Origin of the sequence: Maridesulfovibrio salexigens DSM 2638 (assembly GCF_000023445.1) — a bacterium.
Taxonomy (GTDB): Bacteria; Desulfobacterota; Desulfovibrionia; order Desulfovibrionales; family Desulfovibrionaceae; genus Maridesulfovibrio; species Maridesulfovibrio salexigens.
Genome location: NC_012881.1, coordinates 2,577,748 through 2,598,138, shown reverse-complemented (window position 1 = coordinate 2,598,138; position 20,391 = coordinate 2,577,748). Strand labels below are relative to the sequence as shown.

The window sequence follows — 20,391 nt, the reverse complement described above, 5'->3', positions numbered from 1 at the left end:
TAGTAGAGTCCTAAAATTATTATGAGTGCCCACTGCTGTCCCGAGGGGGCCGGATTCATAGATTTAATGTTGTTTTCTAACAACGGGCGGTTTGAATCCGGAACGGGTTTTAGAAGCAGGGTGCTTGTATAGTGTGTGGTTTCGGAAAGATATCATGTCTTTCTGCCTGTATTGGTTCTTTTTTCTTTGGAGGTATTGAGGTGAACTCACTCGTTATCGCCGGTCTTTGCTTTGTGGGGTATATTGTAGCGTATCATACCTATGGCAAATTTCTGGCTAAAAAAATTTTTCAGGTTGATGAGAACAAGGTTTGTCCCAGCTGTGAACTTGAGGATGGTAAAGACTTTGTTCCTACTAAAAAGGAAGTGCTCTTCGGGCACCATTTTACTTCCATTGCCGGACTTGGTCCCATTGTAGGTCCCGCAATTGCTATTATCTGGGGTTGGGTGCCCGCTGTTCTTTGGGTTTTCTTCGGTGCCATTTTCATGGGTGCTGTTCATGACTTCGGTTCTCTCGTAGTCAGCTTACGCAATCAGGGCCGTTCTGTTGGTGATCTCGCAGCAGGACTGCTCAACAATCGCGTACGTTCATTGTTCTTGATTATTATCTTTTTTGAACTTCTGATTGTTATTGCCGTATTTGCACTGATCATCGCTATTCTTTTCAATATGTATCCTGCCGCGGTAATTCCGGTCTGGAGTGAGGTTCCCATTGCCATCGGCCTTGGATGGCTCATGTATAAGAAAGGTGCGAACCATACCGTTTGGTCCATTCTTGCTCTTATCGCTATGTACGCATTTGTTGTGGTCGGTGTTTATCTGCCTTTCAAAATGCCCGCCATCGCAGGTATGAACCCTATCGTAGTTTGGACTTTGATTATGCTGGTCTACGCATTTATCGCGTCCATTCTTCCGGTCACCACCCTTTTGCAGCCTCGTGACTACATCAACGGACACCAGCTTTTCGTAGCTCTTATTCTGTTGGTTGTCGGTGCTGTTGTGGCTCATCCCACATTCGTAGCTCCGGCACTGGATCTTGATCCGCAGGGTGCTCCTCCTATGCTGCCCTTTCTGTTCGTAATTATCGCTTGTGGTGCTATTTCCGGTTTCCATTCACTGGTCAGTTCCGGAACTTCCGCCAAGCAGTGCGAGACCGAGCGCGATTCCCGTATGATCGGTTACGGTTCCATGCTTATGGAAGCTGCGCTGTCTATCCTTGTTATCGTTGCTGTCGGTGCGGGGCTTGGACTTGGCAAGCACACTGCTGACGGTCAGTTCCTGACCGGAACAGCTGCTTTTACCACCCACTACGCATCATGGGCTTCCGCAGCCGGACTTGGCGCAAAGCTTGGTGCTTTTGTTGAAGGCTCTGCAAACCTTATGGCCAGCTACGGTATCCCTGCAAATATCGCGCTTGCAATCATGGGTGTGTTCCTTGTCAGCTTCGCAGCTACCACTCTTGATAGTGCAACCCGTATTCAGCGTTACGTTGTAGGCGAGTTGGCTCAGGCATATAAAATGCCAGCCTTGTCCGGTGCTGTTCCCGCAACTTTGATTGCGGTCGGTACTGCTGCCATACTTTGCTTTAACGGCGGTTTCTCCATCGGCGCGTTGAAAAAAGGCGCACTGGCTCTCTGGCCGTTGTTCGGTACTGTAAACCAGTTGCTGGCAGCACTGGCTTTGCTGATCATTACTGTTTACCTTGCACGTAAAAAAGTTAAAGCCATTTACACCGGTATTCCCATGGTCTTTATGATCGCCATGACCGGTTGGGCGATGGTTTTCAACCTCCAGAAATTCTATGCCGGAGGTAAATGGCTGCTCTTCATAGTCGGCTTGATTGTCTTCGTGCTCGAAATCTGGATGATTGCTGAAACCTATCTGATCATGAAGAAGGTTTATGGCGGAGATGAAGATGCGCATGGAGCAGCTAACAGCGCCTAGTTGATTGTTTCAGCACATACTAGGAATGAATAAGCCCCCGGCAGCCTTTGGTTGCCGGGGGTGTTTTTGTGGGGTGTTTTTATCTGTTTTCGGGGTGAATTTTTTCTTTTAATACTTTAGCAAGGTCTTCTTTCGAAAGTTGAAATGAAGAAGTTTTATCGACAATTTTTTTAAATGTAGCAGTCATTCTAGAATATGTTTCCATTGATGGCACATGGGAATTGAGCCCTCTGCCTTTGAAGTTCGTAAATCTATCTAGATCATTAATCAAAAAATAGGCGATGCTCATGTATTCGGTTTCATTGTTTCCGTCGAATCCCTTGAATTTTGGGTCATTGCCAAAAGGTTTAGCTTGCTCGTGAACGTAGGCTTTTTCTTCGGAATTTAGCTGGGCATAGCTATGTTCGACTGAGGTCCACATGTCTAGTATGTCTAAAACCTGACTTAGTTCAACTGGTGCAGACTTGTCTTCAAACTGTATGCCAGGGTATTTCCACGGGATACCCCAGGTTTTTTCTTTGAGGATAGCAGAACGAATAAATTCTGGGTCAAGTTCACTTTCAACTTCAAGTTTGTCATGCAAGTCGCTGAGCATTAATAGAATGAGTTTTTCACCATCACTAATATGCATATTCATTCTCCTTATCGTACAGTTAATCTATGGTCTCATTTTTTTGATCTTTAATTTCTTTCACCAAAGCTTTAAATTTATCAATCTCCCAATATATTCTGGTTCCAATTTTAATTATTTCAAGTGATTGATTGGCATTAGATAGTTTGGGGATTTCGTCCTTTAAGTCTTCATATAATTTTGAAGCTGGGTTTTCTGCATGAGGTTCAAATAAGGTACGTCGTTCATTCACAAAACTAAGATATTCCCCTAGTTCTTCGGCTGTTTTTACGGTGTTGTAGCCATTTAAATTTTTTGATGAAAATGGTCCAATATTGGATATAGTGTTCCATATTGTTTTGGTCTGATTGTATAACTCAGATGCTTCAGAAAGATCGCGTTTGTTTTTTATGATAGAACTTGCCATATCCGCAAAGCTTTTTGCCCTATTTGCTTGTATGCATGACCATATGCAAGCAAAAATGGTAATTAAACCTGCGCCAATTGACACGATGTAGGATGATGTTTCTAAATTTTCTGGCATGCTAGTAATGTTTAAGTGTTATTTTGATCTCTAGTATCATAATGATATTGATGGGTAAAGATAAGTATATATGAGATGTTTAAATATATTGGTCTGCTGAAGTTAGTTTGGGCGATTTGGTGTTTTAGCTCGCTTAATTATTAGTGGTTTTTAATATACGTACCTTTTATACTTGGCTATAGTGGCAATAGGCACCATAGCCCCTAAACAGGGAGCGCACCCTATGAAACCAGAAGACAGAGCTACAGATATAACCATCAATGAATCAGGGATAATCTGGAACTGGAACGCCAAGCATATTCTTGCGGATAAATATCGAATGCTGGAGTTCGGTAAATTACTCTTTGCTGTCTTGGTGATGTTCATTGTTTTGATGGGCTTTATCGTTGTTTTTGTCGATGGAGGTATGGGAGAGCTTCAGACAGCTCTTTATATTTCTATTGCTGCCATAGGTGGATTCGGGGTGCTGATTTTTGTGGCCCTTGCTTTGGTGGGGCATGTTTTTCATTATCAATTCGGAGTATCTGATAAGTCTGTCTTCTCTCGGATGTTTACGGGAAAGATGAAAGATGCAGCCAATGGGATAGTCGTTCTGGCTGCTATGATGGAAAATCCTCAAGCTATGGGGCAGGGGATATTGGCGAAAACTGATGAGTATGTTGAAATCAGTTTTGCTGATATGACGAATATCAAATGGTATCCTGATGACTGTGTCATAAAATTTAAGGGTACATGGTACAGTAAGCCTTTTTATATGGACTGTCCTCCGCATCTTTATCATGAAATTGAAGCAAAAATACGGGCCGGGCTTAAGGCTGCGCACAATGATAATTTTCTTGATGAATTGGATTGAGTAATATTTATTTACAATTCCAAACTTGACACAAACCATTCCTTCATTCATTCCTGCAAGCGGCAGGCACGGCTTTCTGTAAATTACTCCTGCTCGTATAAGTCCCTCTTAGGAAAGCTGAACAGGTCCAGTAAAATATTTCATATCGATACCTTACCAATAAACAACCATATATTATGAACGTAATGATCACCGGGGCGACCGGATTGATTGGGTCACGTCTTGTCAAAATTCTTTCTGAAAAGGGATTCCATATTAAAGCTCTTGTCCGCGATAAGGTCCGGGCGCAGCAGCTTGTTAAGGAACCAGTGGAATTTATAAGTGGAGATTTGAATAACGAGTCTGCACTTGAAGAAGCTTTGCAGGGCTGTAAATATCTTTTTCATCTGGCAGCGGATTACCGCCTCTGGGTGCCGGACCCGGAAAGCATGACCCGTACTAATGTTGAAGGCACGCGTTTGCTTATGCATAAAGCTCTTGAAGAAGGTGTGGAGCGTATTGTTTACACTTCCAGTGTTTGCGTGCTCGGTTGTAATGCTGATGGTAGTCCTGCTGACGAGGACGCTGAATCAACTGTTGCGGATATGATCAGTCCATATAAGAAATCTAAATTCTTAGCCGAGAAAGTGGTTATGGAGATGGTCCGGGAAGAGGGTCTTCCGGCTGTGATTGTGAATCCCTCAACTCCGGTTGGTCCGGGAGATTCGCGGCCGACTCCTACAGGAACCATGGTGCTTAATTCTGCTCGTGACGGTGGAATGTTTTACGCTGATACTGGTCTGAATGTGGCCCATGTTGATGATATCGCCCTTGGTCATCTGCTTGCCTTGGAGAAGGGTAAGATTGGCCGTAGATATATCCTTGGTGGTGATAATATTAGCCTTAAAGATTTGTTTGCCATGACAGCACGGATCACAGACAAGCCCGGACCGAGATTTAAGGTCCCGCAGTTCGTGATGTATCTCGCTGGGTTCACTGGAGAAGTTTTAGCAAGGCTTGGATTGGTCAAGAATCCTGTGGCAACAATGGACAGTGTACGCATGGCATCTAAAAAGATGTATTATAGCTCTGAGCGGGCTGAAAAAGAGTTGGGTTACACTCATCGTCCGGCTTTGGAAGCGGTTCAGGATGCGGTCTACTGGTTTAAGGATCAGCAGATGCTTGATTAGATTTTTCGCAGCAATTAATTTGCCCCCGATAACCAGAAGGTTATCGGGGGCTTTTTGATTTGGAGTACGTTTTTATTTGCCGGCTTCATCGCCAAGCTTTTCTGCCAGCCTGATGATTCCATTAAGTGACTCAACTGAATTCTTGACCCTATCCGCAACTTTAACCGCAAGTTCATTAACTTCTGACATTGCTCTGTTGATTTGTTCAGAGCTGGCTGATTGTTCTTCTGCTGCTGTAGCGATGTTGCTTACGCTTGATGCTGAATCATGAGCCAGATCAACAATTGATTGCAGTGATTTTCCGGATATATTTGCAAATTCAGCAGCTTGTTCTGCCAGATTGTTAGTTTTTTCCGTTAATTGGCGAGTTGTGCCTGCTTGATTCTGAATTCCTATAATTACCGTCTCAACTTCCTTCGTAGCTTCAACTGTTTTCTCAGCCAGTTTGCGCACCTCATCAGCAACAACGGCAAATCCTCGTCCAGCGTCCCCGGCGCGTGCGGCTTCAATCGCAGCATTAAGGGCCAGCAGGTTTGTTTGATCTGCGATGTCGTTGATCACATTGAGGACAGTACCGATTTTTTCAGCTTGTTCCTCCAGTTCGGTCATGCTTGCACGCATGGTTTCAGTTTGGGTTTGCACTGAATTAATTGCCGTTGAAGCATCCATTACGATGCGAGCACCTTCTTCGGCCTTATCTCTAGTTTCCTGCGTCTTGCCCGCTGCAAGAGATGCATTTTCGGCTATATCGAGAACACTGGCATTCATTTGTCCAAAGGCAGCCACTGTTTCTGAAAGAAGTCTTTGTTGGTCAGTCGCTGCACTATCAACATCGTCCACTTCGCGTCCCATTTCTTCGGAACGGCTAAAGATGTTGTTTGATGCTTCTCTCACGGATTCGTGGACATCGTTGATTTTTTGCAGTTGTTTGTTGATGTCGTTCTCTTTGAGCACTAGTTCCGTTACGATGCGGGCGACTTCAAAGTAGCCTACGATTTCTCCGTTTGAGTCTTTAATACTATCGGAGACAGGCTGAACATAAATTGTGTTGCCGTTTTGATCGGTTAACTTGGTGGTTTCTGTGATTTCTCTTTTGCCGCTTCTGCGGGACATTTCTACCGGGCATTTATTGGTGTTACAGATGTCAGAGTTAAAAATATTATGACATTTTGAACTTTTAAGGCTGTGTTCTGTCATTCCTGTGAAGTCGATAACCGGCTTATTCGCGAAGATTAGATTAAAGTCTTTATCTACAACAAAGATAGGGTCGGGAACAGAGTTGACCACATCAACATAAAGCTGCATTTCATTAACCATTGTTGAAATTTTGCCCAACAAAGAGTTGAACTCTTCAGTCATGCTTCCAATTTCATCTTTGTATTTGATGTTTATGTGGCTGGAGAGGTCTGCACGATCTTCATTAATGTCTTTGATTTTGTTTCTGATTGCTTCAACTGGTTTTACTACCTGTCCGCGCAGGGTAAAGTATATCATTAAAAGGGGTATGATGAGCATAGCGGCAACACAGCCCAAAAGGACTTTGTTTGCTTTGCCGGAAAGAGCTGCCATTTCATTCAAGTCGACGATGCCGACCAGTACGCCGATTTGTTTTCCAAGGTAATCCCGGACTGGCAGGGTGGCTATTGCCGAGTTCTCAAGTTGAATAACAACTCGTTCATTGCGGCTTTTATCAAGAAGATCTTTGGTTATGATTGAAAAATCTTTATTTTTGTTTGTGCCGCTGACAAATACATAATCGCTGCCGACAATAGGATATTTTGAGGTGTCTTTAAGGGATGTTGCAGTGCTAAGTTTGTCTTTGTTCATGAAAAGCATTGCAGACATTCCAGCGTCTTTTACACTTTGCAGGATTGGGGCAAAGCTGTTCAGGACTTCAGCAGATCCGAGGATTTTGCCTGTATTGTCCTTCACCGGAACAAGACCTCTGATTGCAAATCCTCCGCGACCAAGTTCAATACCGCCCAAGGGGAGCCCTTGCCTGTTTACATCAAGGACTGTCTGGCGAAAGCTGGATATATCATCTGAGATGTCTACCCACTGGCCTGATCGTTTGGCTTGCTTGTCTCGCCAGAGTCGGACAAGGCTTCGTCCATTGGGCAGGTGAAAATGCAGGCGCAGTTTTTTTCCGCTGACTGATTTGTAATTGCTCAGTTCGTCATGCATGAATTCGCGGATATGATCGCGTGCGGCTTGAGATTGTTCTGAACGCTCATCACTTATGTCGCCGGTGTGGGCAATCGTAAAAGCCTCGATAATTTCAGGGGAACCTGCAAATAGTGCTGCTGTTTCCTGTGCAGATTTAGCTGAGTTTTCAACCTTGTTTAAAACTGATTCGAAGGCACTGTTCACAACGGTAGCTATATGCATTGTTTTCATGGATTTAAATGATGAACTGATAATAACAACGCTCAAACATCCAAGGAAAATAATTGCAACTGCTTGTGGTAGCAATATTTTATGACTGATTTTCATGTGTGCCTCCGAGATTGGAAATAATAGATTTTCAAAGATGGCAGACTCGTACATTATTTTGAAATTAAATCAATTTTTAATGTTAAAGTTCTCAGGTTCACAATCTGTCGATTGGAAAATATATATTTTGTATAATGTAGAACTTTTGTTTGAGAAAAAAATCACATATAGTGACCGTATGATTTGTTTTGTCGATTCTTACATTTAATTGTCTAAGTTTGGGGCCTTACATGCGCGCAATATATTTTGAAAATGGGAAAATTGATTTTGTTGAACGGGATAAACCGCAGCTTACTTCCGGCGAAGCTTTGCTCAAAGTCCGGCTGTCCGGGATTTGTAATACGGATGTTGAATTACATAAGGGGTATTACGGATTTGCAGGTGTTCCCGGCCATGAGTTCGTAGCCGAAGTTGAAGAATGCCCCGATAGGCCGGAGCTGGTAGGTAAGCGCGTTGTGGCAGATATTAACTGTCCGGTAGGAGCGTTTAAGGGAGACCATAGGCATGCTCCCAACCGAACTGTTATCGGTATAGTCAATCATGATGGTGCATTTGCCGAGTACCTGAAAGCACCTGCGGAAAATCTTTGTGTGGTTGCGGATAATGTTGAGGACCGGGCTGCTGTTTTTGCAGAGCCTCTTGCCGCCGGATTGGAGGTCAGCCAGCAGATTCATGTAACCGGGGATATGCGGGTAATGGTGCTTGGAGATGGAAAGCTGGGATTGCTGACTGCGCTGGCTCTGAAACTATACAATCCTAATGTTCTGCTTGTCGGTAAGCATGAGGATAAGCTTACGATTGCTGCCCAGCAAGGTGTGAAAATCCATTGTATCAGTGATCCTGAGGAGCTTACTGCGCTATCTGAAAAATGGGATAAATTTGATTTGGTGGTGGAAGCTACAGGCAGTGAGAAAGGTATTAATTACGCCCTTGATTTTGTGCGTCCGGAAGGAACTGTCGTTGCCAAGACCACTTCGCATCTGCCCAGTTCAATCAACCTCGCCAAGCTGGTGGTTGATGAGATTTCCATTGTCGGCTCCCGTTGCGGTGACATCGCTCTGGCTATGAATGTGTTGGAGCAGGGCATGATTGATGTGAGCGGCTTGATCGAAGCGGAGTACGATTTTGCAGATTTCAATGATGCATTTGAGCGCGCTATGGGCAAGGGTGCATTGAAGGTTCTGGTTAGAATGTAGAGGATGGCCTGCAATATCATGAGATCTTGCAGGCCGTTTTTTGTTTGTTATTTGGAAACAGCCAGTTGTTGTACTACTGAGTTCAGTCGTTCTACGTTGTCGCTGATTTCCTGTAAGGCGTCGGCTGAAGTATTCATTCCCTGAGCTGTTTCTGAGGCAACAGTGGAAATGTCTCCCAGCGCACGGTTTATTTCTTCGGATGTGGCAGACTGTTGCTCGCTGGCTGCGGCAATCGACTGGATAAGTCCAGCTGTCTCATCAACTATATCAACAATTTCATCCATGAATTTTTTGGATTCAGAAGCTGCATCTGTGCTTTCGGTAATATCTCCGGCTGCGAGTTCAACTGCGTTGATATTTTCCTTGGCATTTGCCTGAATGCCTGAAATTGCTGTCTCAACTTCTTTTGTTGCATCCATTGTTTTTTCAGCCAGTTTGCGAACTTCATCTGCTACTACCGCAAAACCTCGCCCGGCTTCTCCTGCACGGGCAGCTTCAATTGCTGCATTTAAGGCTAAAAGGTTTGTTTGGTCGGCAATGTCTGTAATTACGTCCATGATGTGACCGATGCTGTCAGCTTGTTGGCCCAGAGTGTTCATTGTCTCTTTTAAACCAGTGATACGGGTTTGTATCTGTTGAATGGAGGAAACTGCTCGGGATACTCCTTGTGCACCTGTTTGAGCATTCTTGCGTGATTGATCAGCACTTTCAGCGGCGTTTGAAGCGTTGTGAGCTACTTCAAGCACTGTGCTGTTCATTTCTTCCATTGCGGTTGCTGTTTCGGTAAGTCTGTCGCGCTGTACATCGACACCTCTGTTTACCTGTTCAACCTGCGCTGCCAGCTCACTCAATGATTCAAAAACCTCATTGGAAATATTACTAGCTTCTTCTGCGCCACTTTCCATTGAGGAAACCAGCTCTTCCACTTCTTTTTGCTTTTGTTGAACTTCAACGAGCGTTTGCTCTGCCTTACGTGAAGCTGCTTCAGCCAGTTCGCCTTTTTCTACTGCTTCAGCAATAGTTTGTGAGATTGTATTGACCATATCGCTGATAGCATTTTTCAATTCAAGAAGTTCTGCTTCGTAATTACCCGATATTTCAGCATCAAGGTTGTCACCTGCAACAGCCAGGGCGTAGTTTTTTAATCGCTCCAACGGGCTGGATATCCTTTTTCGCAGCATAACAAGCACAGCTATCACGCATAAAATCGCCAGAACTGTGAATCCAATCTGCATATAGACCAGCATTCTGGTATTGTTTTCGGCATTTTTTTGCAGCATGACCACTGCTGTATTCATTTCTTTCAAAAGCTCCAGGCTTTTAGCGGAAAGGGCGTCAGGGGCAACTTGTTGTGAGCCGACAAGAATTTTGTTGACCATATTGGAGTAACTATTCCATACGGCGTCCACTTTTCTAAGCTGAACAGCCACAGTTGCGTCAGGCTTTGGGATAGAAGCTGCTGGACCGTTTATATTGAGAGTCAGTGGGGCTTGGCCGGAGTTGGTCAAAGCAGCGAGTGTTTTTGAAAATATTTGTTCTGTTTTATGGACAAGCTTTTTGTGCTCCTGGCTGCTGTCCAGCATATAAAGCATGACTTCTTTTGATATCTTTTGGGAGAGCATGCGCTGTCTGCCGGCAAGGTTTATTACAAGTCCATCATCTTTTTGTTTGAAAGCGACATAAGTAGTCCCCGCAAACATGCAAAAAATTATTGCAAACATAGCTATTACGGAGAGTGTAAGACGAATTTTTAAGCTCATTAGTATATCCTCATGTTTATATATTGGCTGATGATAGTAATTTTCATTCCTGATAGTTGACACAGATTAAATATAATTTCTATGATAATGTGTTGTTATACTTATTATTGATAGGCTGTGTTTATTGGGTGCCTATGATTGTTGTGAAGAGATAGGGGATATGGCTACATACCAAATGGTCTTGGCTAGGTGCGTGAGGAGTTTTGGCTTTGGTCTTTCGTAGTCTCCATGAGCGTGATGTGATATTGTTGAGGAGTAAGTATATTTTTCTTTGATTTACGGTTCTCTTCAATCTTTTCATGAAAGGGGAAGATTTCCATGCAACGCATTCGTATCATTTTGTTTGTTCTACTGTTCTTGATGATTAATACTGTGGCTTATGCCGCATCATTCGAGAAAATAATCGGTAGGGTAGAGCTGTGTCGTTGTAATCAGGACTTTTTCGTTCAGGTACAGATAGGTCAGCAAGTGCAGGTCGGGGATGTGTTGCGCACAGGACCGGATGGAAAGGCTGTTTTGCGTCTGGACGCAGGATCGACCATGAGTTTTGGTGGGAACAGTGAATTTAAGCTTGGCGGGGAAATTGAAGATGATGAAAAGAATCTTATCGGAACTTTCTATCGTGGTGTTTTGCGGGCCATATTAAGTAAGCGTGAAGGTTCTTATATAGCCACGCCCAGATCATTAATCGGTATTAGGGGTACTGATATTTCACTGACTCAAAAAGGTAACGCCGGATTTTATTTTCTAGATGAAGGACGTGTGGATGTGCAGTCAGATAGAGCCACCGCCGTTCTTGATGCAAGGCAGATGACTGCAACTTATGCGGGGCGTAAACCGCTGCCTGTGTTTACATTCAGCAAGTCTTCAGGTTTGTCCCAGGCTCGGGACAGATTGTCTTTGCTGACTTCAATTGAGATTCCACCCTCATTGAGAGGGCAGGCACAACTTAATGAAATTCTTGCACGTTGGATCATAAACTATTCTCATTATCTGGCTGACGCCGGAAAAGCCGCTGATGCTGAAACTGCTCTGCTCATCGCAGAAGAGCTTACTTCGAGACAGAATGTTAAGGGTGAGGTCCTTCTTCAGATTGGGGGATTATATTTTTATCATCTGAATGATGTAAACGGAGCATTGCGTTCCTATCGCAGGATCATTCGCGAGTATCATAATACACCATATTACGAGAACGCCCTCTATGGTGCGATTCGTTGTTTTATGCAACTCGGTCAGAATGAAAAGGCTGCCGAATATGTACGGCGATATGAAGAACTTTTCCCTGATGGGAACCATGTTCAAGGGCTGGATAGTCTTGTGCGATAGGTTCAAATAAAAAATAATTTTGTAGGGTTTACATTTGTCCTCCCCGGTTTTGCCGGGGAGGATTTTTTTTGCCTGATTTTCAGAAAAGTCCTGAGGGCGGACCCCAGTCCTCTGATTCAGGTCCGTCCGGCCAATTATCTTATAGGTAAAGGAGGACGAAATAATGAAAGAAATCAAAGCAGCAACACTCGCTGCGCTTTATCCGCTTGAGACGCGGCGAACCATTAAAAACTATGCAGCCTTTATTCAGGAACATCCTGACTGGCTGGAAAGCGGAAACTCCCTTCTCGATTATAAGCGACACAAGGTTAATTCTATCTATTCCGGAGCAGTGAAGGTTGGCAAAAGAGGAGTTGAGGTGTCGTGATGATCGGTTCAATTCTCGATCTCGGCTCGACAATAATCGATAAGATTTGGCCTGATGCAGGCGAGCGTGAAAAAGCCAAGCTTCGGCTTATGGAAATGCAGAACCGGGGAGAGCTGGCGGACCTTGAGTCGAGGGTCAAGATCATGATGGCGGAGATGTCCGGTAACTGGTTGCAGCGTTCATGGCGCCCTATTCTGATGCTGACCATTGTTGCCATCGTAGCCAACAATTATCTTCTTTATCCTTACCTTGCTTTGTTTTGGGCCAAGGCTCCGCATTTGGAACTTCCAGCGCAGCTTTGGTCGCTTATGGAACTTGGTCTTGGGGGGTACGTAGTCGGGCGCAGCGCAGAGAAAGTCGCAAAAACATGGAGGGAGAAAAATGGTTGAGGAAAGGAGTGAGTTGCAAGACCTGCTCATCCGAATTGATGAACGGGTCAAGTCCATTCAGGAAGATATCGCAGAGATTAATGGAGCACGGCGGTGCCATACCCACGCTGAGAAGTTTCGTAATCTTGAAAGGGCTGTCTGGGGAACCGCCGCCGTTGTTGCTGGAGTCGCTGCACGCGTAACTTACGAGGCTTTCAAATGATCGGGATAGCCATATTAGCGGAAGCTTCGGCATGGATCGGCGGGATGTTTGAAGGTGAACGGTGCGAGCGTTGCGGCTGCACCGATGTACTGGAACCTTTCAGGGTCGAGGTCAGCTTTGGCGGACGCAAGATTGTCCGCAAGTCAAGGCTCTGCCGCAAATGCATGAAACGGGCGGAGGCGGAAATTTCCTGCCTGCCAGACGATGGATGGATGCATTAGCAGCTCTTATCGCCTTTGCACAGCCTAATGAAAGGAATCCAGATAAATGACTAAGGATTCCAAAGGGGATTATTCCCTTTGGCCGCCAAAGGTGAAATCAAATCGATTAAAAGCGCGTAGCGCATCAACTAAATGTTTTTGGAGAAAATAGTGACGAAGAACGAAGTCATAAAAAAACAGAAAGAGGAACTGGACCGGTTCCGGGAGGTATTCGCACTGGCTGTAGAGGGTGATGATTCTGACATGGTTAAGGATCTGAAAGCCAAGCTCGATATTATGCACAAGCGGCACGACATGGAGCGCAAAGCGTGGGGCATCGGTGATGCCAAAAAAGATAACACAGCGGCAAAAAGTGTGAAGAAAAACGGCAGCATCAGTCCGGAGTTAAGGGAGAAGCTTGATGAAGTTTACGGGTCTGGACAGCGCAAATAAGTGGTACGCCGAGATTCTGCGCGAAGCTGAAGCAAAGAAAGAACCGTTGTTGGTTATGGCTGAACTTGGGCGTAATGATCTTTTTTTTCTGCTGACCAGACTGCTTGGGCGTGGAGATGCCAACAATGAATGGGTCTTTGAACGTTGCCGGGAAGTGCAGGCCAATCCTGACGGACATCTCGATCTTTGGTCCCGTGAGCATTACAAATCGACCATTATTACTTTTGCCCTGACTGTACAGGATATCTTGCGAGACCCTGAAGTTACGGTAGGAATTTTCAGCCATACACGTCCTGTTGCCAAGGGATTTCTGCGCCAGATCAAGCAGGAATTTGAGCGTAATGAACTGCTCAAGCAGTGTTATCCCAATGTGCTTTGGGCCAATCCTAAAAAGGATTCTCCTAAATGGTCGGAAGAAGACGGGATTATCGTTAAGAGAAAATCCAACCCCAAGGAAGCAACAGTTGAGGCATGGGGATTGGTGGACGGTCAGCCAACTGGCAAGCATTTTTCAAGACTCATCTATGATGATGTGGTCACCCGCGAGTCGGTTTCTTCGCCGGATATGATTTTTAAGACCACCGAGGCTTGGGCTTTGTCAATCAACCTTGGAACCCGCGAAGGTATTAAGCGTTATATCGGAACCCGCTATCATTTCAACGATACTTACCGTGAAATGATGAAGCGTGAAGCTGCGATCGCCCGTGTATATCCGGCAACTGCGGACGGAACTATGGAGGGTGATCCGGTGCTGCTGACCAAGGAACAATTGCAGACCAAAAGGCGGGAAATGGGGCCGTATGTGTTCGGTTGCCAGATGATGCAGGACCCTCGCGCTGATGATGTGCAAGGATTTCGAGAAGAATGGATCAGCCGATGGGACCCTCGTGACAGCAAGGGTAAAACCCGTTGGCAGCAGTTCAATCGCTATCTTCTGGTGGACCCGGCAAGTGAGAAGAAATCCGGCAGCGACTATACGGTAATGCTGGTTGTCGGGCTGGGGCCGGACCGTAATTACTATTTGATCGATGGTATCCGCGATCGCTTGAATCTTACCGAACGTGCTCGGGCTTTGTTCCGCTTGCACCGAACCTATTCGCCGTTGGCGGTGGGCTACGAAAAATACGGTCAGCAGGCTGATGTGGAGCATATGCGCTACGTGATGAATGAGCAGAATTACCGCTTTGCCATTGATCCGTTGGGCGGGAATGTTCCCAAGGCTGACCGTATACGAAAGCTGGTTCCGCTGTTCGAGCAGGCGCGGTTCTATCTTCCGTGGCAGGCGCGGTTCATGGATCATCAAGGACGGGAAAGGGATCTTGTGCGTGAGTTTATTGATGACGAATACCTCGCTTTTCCTGTGGCTCCGCACGATGACATGCTCGACTGCATGGCTCGTATTCTGGATCCTGCATTAGGGGCTGTTTTCCCCAAGGAAAGCCATGTGCTGGAACAGCAGGAGGATATGCAGGCCCTGATGGATTACGACATTTTTACGGGGGCGGGGTGATGTACGGATTTGAAGTGGACGGAGGTTTTAAATTTTATAAATTCAGGGATTTTGACGGCACGCAATCCCTTGCGGATGGTCATCTGCACTGGTTCTGGGAAACAATGCGCAAGGCCGGACAAATCCCGGTAATATTTTATGATGGAACCGTGGAAAATTTCCGCGATTTCCAGAATCTCGTCCTCCGTGAAGATCAGCATTTCTTTTTCGGATTCAAGGATCAGCAACCTGCCGGATTGTTCTGGCTAAACGGTTTCACTTCGAAATCATGTTTCGTGCATCTCGCAATAATGCCCGGATTTCACGGCAAGGGAACTTTGCTGATGGGCCGTGGGGTTTTGCGACATCTATTGTCAGTTACTGACGTAGCGGGTGGGTATGTTTTCGACTGCATAAAGGGTTTGATACCAGTGACTAATCCGCTGGCTTGCCGCATGGCAGAGCGGTCCGGTTTTACTAAAGTGGGAATCCTCCCGCAGGCCGCTTATCTGGCGGCTGATGATAAAAGTATGGATGCCGCAATTTTTTGTGCGGTCAGGAATAAAGCGGGCGCAATGCCCGAAACAGAAAATTTCAAACAAGGAGAATGATTATGGGAGGCGGAGGAGGAAAAGGACCAACTTCACCAGTATCACCGCCACCGGCACCCCCGGTGGCTCCGGCACCTGAACCACCAAAGATGGAAGCTATCACCAAGAGTGAGGAAGAGCTGAAAGCCAAAAGGATGCGTGAGATGGAGCGCATGAAAAAAGGGCGTAGCGCCACCGTGCTGACCGGCGGACAGGGCGATACCGGACAGCTGGCAACAGCTACCCAGAATTTGCAGGCCCAAAAGACCAAGCTTGGTCAGTAGGGGGGATTTATGGCTGATTATTACAGGCCCGATCTCCCTGCAGCAAAGGAAGGGCAGTCCAATGTCTGGTTTGCCAACGGTTCCCCCGGTTTTAACGGTTATTTCAAATGGCATCGTTATACCTATGGAACCAATCCGTCATCATCAACAGAGGGGCTTACCGCCCCTGCGGACTGGCGCGCCCCGGAAGATTGGACTTTTTCGAAAAAGACAGGACATTGGTACACTCCCGGTGAAATGCAGAATGCCGGATACAGCAGGATTGACGGTGAATGGTTGCACCCTAACGATATCCGGCAGCGGGAAGTAGATCGTCAGAATGCTGAATTTGAAGCTAAGCTGGCACGGCGCAAAGAATCTGAAGGGCGCATGCGCAAGGTGCATGCCCTCGGTCGTAAGAAGACAATTCTGACCGGACCTGACGGGGCGGCAGGCAAGGCCACAATCAGTAAGGAATTTTTGAATCGTTCTAAAGGAGTAATGAAATGAGTGAGCATCGTTGCCCGGTTTGTCGCAGGCTTTTGATGAAAGGCAAAGTTGTTGAGGTTCAGGTTAAGTGCCCTAAGTGTAAGAAGATAGTGAGGATTGTCGGAGATAATTAATACATGAGACACATTGAAAACAATCAATATTTAAGGAGATTGCAGGGGTTGCGTCAGGAACGCAACAGCTGGGAATCGCACTGGCAGGATATCAGCGATTACATTCTGCCGCGCAAGGGTGTTTATGACGGTCACCGCCCGAATGATGGTAGGGTTAGGTCAGGCAAGATAATTGATTCCACAGCCACGAGAGCATTGCGTATTCTCGCGGCTGGATTGCAGGGCGGGCTTACTTCTCCGGCAAGGCCGTGGTTCAGGCTCGGTATTTCAGATCGCGATTTAGCGCGGCATAAGTCTGTACGGGAGTGGATTTCCAAGGTTGAAAACACAATGTATCGAGCCCTGGCCCGCAGTAATTTTTATTCCTGTATCCATTCACTTTATACGGAATTGGCAGGGTTCGGTACCGGGATTCTTTATTGTGAGCCGGATGATGAACGCGGGATCAGGTTCCGTACCCTTACCGCCGGAGAGTATTGTCTTGCCACGGACGCACAAGGACGTGTGGATACGGTTTACCGTGAATTCAAGATGACCGCCCGTCAGCTTGAGAAAAGATTTGGCATGCAAAACCTGCCGGCTACAGTGCATAGCAGCCTGAACATGAATCGCGATCATTGGTTCGATGTTTTACACGTGGTCCAGCCGCGTGATGAATTCGACATCGCGCTTATGGATACCATGAATATGCCTTTTGAATCCGTATTTCTACTCAATGGTCACGGTGGCCATGTCCTCTCCGAGAGTGGTTTTATGGAGAATCCTTACATGGCCCCGCGTTGGGATACTTCGGCTATGGATGTGTATGGACGTTCTCCGGCTATGGATGTGTTGGCGGATGTGAAGATGCTTATGGAAATGAGCAAAAGCCAGATTCAGGCCGTGCATTTGACTCTCAGACCACCCATGAAAGTACCTTCCATGTATTCAAGGCGGTTGAATTTGCTTCCAGGCGGTCAAAACCCGGTAGAGCAGAACCAGCAGGATTCAGTTTCCCCGCTTTATCAGGTTCGTCCGGACCTTGCCGGGGTCAGCAATAAGATTCAGGATGTACGAACAGCAATTCGTGAAGGTTTTTACAACGATATCTTCATGATGATGGCTGGCACCAACCGGAGAACCATCACCGCTGCTGAGGTGGCTGAGCGGCATGAGGAAAAACTTATTCAACTCGGTCCGGTTATCGAACGTCAGCACACGGAACTTCTTGATCCGCTTATAGACAGGGTTTTCGGTATACTGATGCGTTCCGGTCAATTGCCGGAAGCACCTTCTGTTCTCGAAGGGGCGGATATTAAGATTGATTACATCTCGGTACTGGCGCAGGCCCAGAAAATGGTCGGCACCCAGTCTATCCAGTCGCTGGCCCAGTTTGTAGGCAATCTGGCAAAGGCTAATCCCGAAGTTCTGGATAAAGTGGATATGGATCGGGCCGTGGATGATTATGCGGAGTTGATCGGAGTTCCAAACGGTATTGTTCGTTCCGGTGATGAGGTGGAGAAGTTGAGAAATATGCGCAAGGATATGCTCATAAAAGAACAGCAATTGCAGCAAAGCCTGCAAGCTGCATCCATGGGGGCAGGCATAGTTAAGGATCTTTCTTATTCTGGATTGAATCCAGAACTGATGCAGGGGATGGTCAATCAAGCCGGACATATTATGCAACATTAGTTTCAAAAGCGGAGTCATTTTGGCTCCGCTTTTTTCATGCATTACGACTGAGACGTTATAATGATTTATTTTTAGGTTCCTTCAGATGTTGATGTACTTGACTTTTTTTGATTATTTGTGCTTTCTATGCTTGATCGAGGGTGTCTGTTATTATTTTTTGAGATAAAGGATTTTTTACATGCTGGTTTTGACTGATTTAACACGCTTTAATGATAGTGATAAAGTTTGTATGGCTTTGTTGGATGAGGATGATTGCACTTGTTACCGCCCTTTGCCGTATGAGAACTTGGATTTTGTCGAGTTCAGGAATATCCGGCCGGGAATAATAGTTTCTGCTGATGTCATCCCCCATGAGAATCCAGATTCTCCTCATGTTGAAGATTGTGCGTTTGAAAATGACGTCTGGCTTGATTGTGTTGACGAGCAGACATTTAAAGATTTGCTGGAGCGCAGCGCTGTTGATTCAATAGAAGAAGCTTTTGAAGGTATTGTTACACCTAAGAACAGGTGTGTTCCCGTTGAGTCGCCTTGTTCCCGTTCAATCAGGACTATTAGAATTAATCCTAAATCTGTAAGCGTTTCAGTGGTGAATTCAGGTGAAGATGTAAAATTGCGTCTCGCTTTTACTGATAAAGCCGGCGAAACTTTTCGCCTTACACCAATTTCGGATTTGTGCTTTCACCGCATGGCGATGGAATATGTTCAACAGGGTAGAATGGATGAGTTGGAAGCCCTGCTCGCCGGAGGGGAAGAAGTGTACATCCGTGCGGGACTCAGCAGGTTGTACAAAAGCAAGAATGGCAAACAGGGCTTCTGGATGCAGGCTAATGGGGTGTATATTTTCCCCGGTTATTATCAGAGCTAGCTGTCAGCATTTTTCATCGCCGTGGCCTTTCGTCTTGCGCGGAGGTATGAAGCAATAAGACAAAGGTTGAAAATCAAGCTGATTCCCAGCAACGCCCTGATTTCAATGGAACCCTGCAATGGGGTTTCTTTTTTATGGGCTGCAAGTTCGTTTTTCTCCGATCCGGCGACTTCCACATCAAAAATAAGTTTATGGCCAAGTCCGCCGTCTACTTCCACTTTCCATATTCCGGGACGGTCAGGCAGGAAGGAAAATACGCCGTTTCTGTCGGTCCGTCCGTTTTGGAATTCCACTTCAGCATTATCAGGTGCATAGATGAGCACTTGGCCGTAGGCTATTGGGTCTCCGGATGAGAATCCGGATTTAAATGTCACCGCCGGTGAGGTTTCAATCATCTCATAAGCTACGCCATGGGCCCACGCGATATTGCTTAGGTATAGAATCCCGGCCGCAACAAGCGTTACGACCGGGAGAATCTTTGATAATTTCATTTATTTCACTTCAAAAACCAGCACTGCACGCATTACATGGCTGTCGTAGTCAGCAGTGGGGTTAGCATTTTTATACTGTGCACGGACCATCCATGTTCCGGGAGCGGAAATTTTTACTTTTGCAAGTCCGTTTCCGTATGGCTCGGTAAAGTAGGCGTAGGTGTTGGGGGTCATGCTGAATCCGTCATAAGTAGCGGTCATGCTTTCGATAGAAACAGGTTTACCGTCCAGCAGAGTCTGGAATTCGATTTCATCGCCGACTTTAGCCTGAGTGGGGTCGCTCATAGGAACGATTTCCAGTTTGTGGCCTACAACTTTATTGTAGCTGCCGTCAGCTTTGCCTACAGTGATCAGGGTCTTACAGAATTTTTCATATTTTCCGCTTCCGATAACACCTTTCAAACCTTTCTTGGACTGCTGTTTCCAACCCTGAGTGGTCTGAGTCCAGATCATACCGTTACGATGTCCTGCGATAATGGCGGTTCCTTCAGCCTTAGGGGTAAGCTGACCGTCCAAAGTCATGAGCATTTCATTTTCAGCAAGTTTCAGAGGAGTGGTCTTGCCGCCCAGAATGAGATCGGCTTTAACTTCGTTGATAGGTTCCATCTCTTCGCTGATCATGAATACATGTGCAGATACAACGCTGAAGGGCACAACATGATCCTTTTCAGCTGTAAACTGTACAGGTTTAATGATGAATTCATGGGCGAATGCGGTTGAGCAGCACAGAACCGCGAGCAGACAGGACAATACGAGAGTGGTTGGTTTTATGAATTTCATTACAAACTCCAGTTAAAAATTATAGATTGATTGTGTTTATGTGCTACGAATTTTAAAAATAGGTGTCAATCTTAAAATTTAATTTAAGTTGGTGTTTGTTGCGGGGCGTAAAAA

Annotated in this window: 23 protein-coding genes; 17 read left to right on the top strand and 6 right to left on the bottom strand. The window is 45.8% G+C overall.

Features of this window, described 5'->3' with window-relative positions; all coding sequences use genetic code 11:
* Positions 1-200: 200 nt before the first annotated feature.
* Complete coding sequence (locus DESAL_RS11905) at positions 201-1,943, top strand: carbon starvation CstA family protein (RefSeq protein WP_015852238.1); 1,743 nt, start codon at positions 201-203, stop codon at positions 1,941-1,943.
* 79 nt (positions 1,944-2,022) lie between these two features.
* Here the strand turns inward: DESAL_RS11905 and DESAL_RS11900 are convergent, their stop codons facing one another.
* Positions 2,023-2,574, bottom strand: a complete 552-nt coding sequence (locus tag DESAL_RS11900) for a YfbU family protein (RefSeq protein ID WP_015852237.1) — start codon at positions 2,572-2,574, stop codon at positions 2,023-2,025.
* 22 nt (positions 2,575-2,596) lie between these two features.
* Positions 2,597-3,097: a hypothetical protein gene (locus DESAL_RS11895; RefSeq protein WP_041721847.1), complete on the bottom strand. Its 501-nt coding sequence runs from the start codon at positions 3,095-3,097 to the stop codon at positions 2,597-2,599.
* Positions 3,098-3,320: 223 nt separating this feature from the next.
* On the opposite strand from DESAL_RS11895, the gene DESAL_RS11890 reads away from it, so the two are divergent.
* Both DESAL_RS11890 and hpnA read left to right on the top strand, forming a co-directional pair.
* Positions 3,321-3,950, top strand: coding sequence for a hypothetical protein (locus tag DESAL_RS11890; protein ID WP_015852235.1), 630 nt, complete (start codon positions 3,321-3,323; stop codon positions 3,948-3,950).
* A gap of 176 nt (positions 3,951-4,126) precedes the next feature.
* Positions 4,127-5,119: a hopanoid-associated sugar epimerase gene (gene hpnA / locus DESAL_RS11885; protein WP_015852234.1), complete on the top strand. Its 993-nt coding sequence runs from the start codon at positions 4,127-4,129 to the stop codon at positions 5,117-5,119.
* A gap of 72 nt (positions 5,120-5,191) precedes the next feature.
* Here the strand turns inward: hpnA and DESAL_RS20610 are convergent, their stop codons facing one another.
* A complete protein-coding gene (locus DESAL_RS20610; protein ID WP_015852233.1) occupies positions 5,192-7,612 on the bottom strand; it encodes a methyl-accepting chemotaxis protein in 2,421 nt (806 codons plus the stop codon).
* A 230-nt stretch (positions 7,613-7,842) separates the two neighbouring features.
* Between DESAL_RS20610 and DESAL_RS11875 the strand changes: the two genes are divergently transcribed.
* On the top strand, positions 7,843-8,808 hold the full coding sequence (locus DESAL_RS11875; protein ID WP_015852232.1) for an MDR/zinc-dependent alcohol dehydrogenase-like family protein: 966 nt from the start codon (positions 7,843-7,845) through the stop codon (positions 8,806-8,808).
* A 47-nt stretch (positions 8,809-8,855) separates the two neighbouring features.
* Here the strand turns inward: DESAL_RS11875 and DESAL_RS11870 are convergent, their stop codons facing one another.
* Entirely contained in the window at positions 8,856-10,568 is a 1,713-nt protein-coding gene (locus DESAL_RS11870) for a methyl-accepting chemotaxis protein (RefSeq protein WP_015852231.1), read from the bottom strand.
* Between the two features lie 318 nt (positions 10,569-10,886).
* On the opposite strand from DESAL_RS11870, the gene DESAL_RS11865 reads away from it, so the two are divergent.
* From DESAL_RS11865 to DESAL_RS11810, 13 genes are all read left to right on the top strand, one after another.
* Positions 10,887-11,894, top strand: coding sequence for a tetratricopeptide repeat protein (locus DESAL_RS11865; protein WP_015852230.1), 1,008 nt, complete (start codon positions 10,887-10,889; stop codon positions 11,892-11,894).
* A gap of 163 nt (positions 11,895-12,057) precedes the next feature.
* Positions 12,058-12,261 carry a hypothetical protein gene (locus tag DESAL_RS11860; protein WP_015852229.1) on the top strand — a complete coding sequence of 68 codons (204 nt, stop codon included), beginning with the start codon at positions 12,058-12,060 and terminating at the stop codon, positions 12,259-12,261.
* Positions 12,261-12,650, top strand: coding sequence for a holin family protein (locus DESAL_RS11855; RefSeq protein ID WP_015852228.1), 390 nt, complete (start codon positions 12,261-12,263; stop codon positions 12,648-12,650). Before DESAL_RS11860 ends, DESAL_RS11855 begins: the two co-directional genes overlap by 1 nt.
* Positions 12,643-12,852 carry a hypothetical protein gene (locus DESAL_RS11850; protein ID WP_015852227.1) on the top strand — a complete coding sequence of 70 codons (210 nt, stop codon included), beginning with the start codon at positions 12,643-12,645 and terminating at the stop codon, positions 12,850-12,852. The genes DESAL_RS11855 and DESAL_RS11850 overlap by 8 nt, the downstream gene beginning before the upstream one ends.
* A complete protein-coding gene (locus tag DESAL_RS11845; protein ID WP_015852226.1) occupies positions 12,849-13,073 on the top strand; it encodes a hypothetical protein in 225 nt (74 codons plus the stop codon). The genes DESAL_RS11850 and DESAL_RS11845 overlap by 4 nt, the downstream gene beginning before the upstream one ends.
* A gap of 150 nt (positions 13,074-13,223) precedes the next feature.
* Positions 13,224-13,505, top strand: coding sequence for a hypothetical protein (locus DESAL_RS11840; RefSeq protein WP_015852225.1), 282 nt, complete (start codon positions 13,224-13,226; stop codon positions 13,503-13,505).
* Entirely contained in the window at positions 13,474-15,015 is a 1,542-nt protein-coding gene (locus DESAL_RS11835) for a hypothetical protein (protein WP_015852224.1), read from the top strand. Before DESAL_RS11840 ends, DESAL_RS11835 begins: the two co-directional genes overlap by 32 nt.
* Complete coding sequence (locus tag DESAL_RS11830) at positions 15,015-15,605, top strand: GNAT family N-acetyltransferase (RefSeq protein ID WP_015852223.1); 591 nt, start codon at positions 15,015-15,017, stop codon at positions 15,603-15,605. Before DESAL_RS11835 ends, DESAL_RS11830 begins: the two co-directional genes overlap by 1 nt.
* 2 nt (positions 15,606-15,607) lie before the next feature.
* Positions 15,608-15,868: a hypothetical protein gene (locus DESAL_RS11825; RefSeq protein ID WP_015852222.1), complete on the top strand. Its 261-nt coding sequence runs from the start codon at positions 15,608-15,610 to the stop codon at positions 15,866-15,868.
* A 9-nt stretch (positions 15,869-15,877) separates the two neighbouring features.
* A complete protein-coding gene (locus DESAL_RS11820) occupies positions 15,878-16,357 on the top strand; it encodes a hypothetical protein (protein WP_015852221.1) in 480 nt (159 codons plus the stop codon).
* Positions 16,354-16,470 (top strand): Com family DNA-binding transcriptional regulator, encoded by a 117-nt coding sequence (locus tag DESAL_RS20075; protein ID WP_015852220.1) that lies wholly within the window; start codon positions 16,354-16,356, stop codon positions 16,468-16,470. Before DESAL_RS11820 ends, DESAL_RS20075 begins: the two co-directional genes overlap by 4 nt.
* A 3-nt stretch (positions 16,471-16,473) precedes the next feature.
* Positions 16,474-18,141 carry a portal protein gene (locus DESAL_RS11815; RefSeq protein ID WP_015852219.1) on the top strand — a complete coding sequence of 556 codons (1,668 nt, stop codon included), beginning with the start codon at positions 16,474-16,476 and terminating at the stop codon, positions 18,139-18,141.
* Between the two features lie 178 nt (positions 18,142-18,319).
* Positions 18,320-19,006: a hypothetical protein gene (locus DESAL_RS11810; protein WP_015852218.1), complete on the top strand. Its 687-nt coding sequence runs from the start codon at positions 18,320-18,322 to the stop codon at positions 19,004-19,006.
* On the opposite strand, the gene DESAL_RS11805 is transcribed toward DESAL_RS11810, so the two are convergent.
* Positions 19,003-19,497, bottom strand: coding sequence for a hypothetical protein (locus tag DESAL_RS11805; RefSeq protein ID WP_015852217.1), 495 nt, complete (start codon positions 19,495-19,497; stop codon positions 19,003-19,005). The two genes, DESAL_RS11810 and DESAL_RS11805, sit on opposite strands and share 4 nt — an antisense overlap.
* Positions 19,498-20,277, bottom strand: coding sequence for a DUF4198 domain-containing protein (locus DESAL_RS11800; protein ID WP_015852216.1), 780 nt, complete (start codon positions 20,275-20,277; stop codon positions 19,498-19,500).
* Between the last annotated feature and the right edge of the window lie 114 nt (positions 20,278-20,391).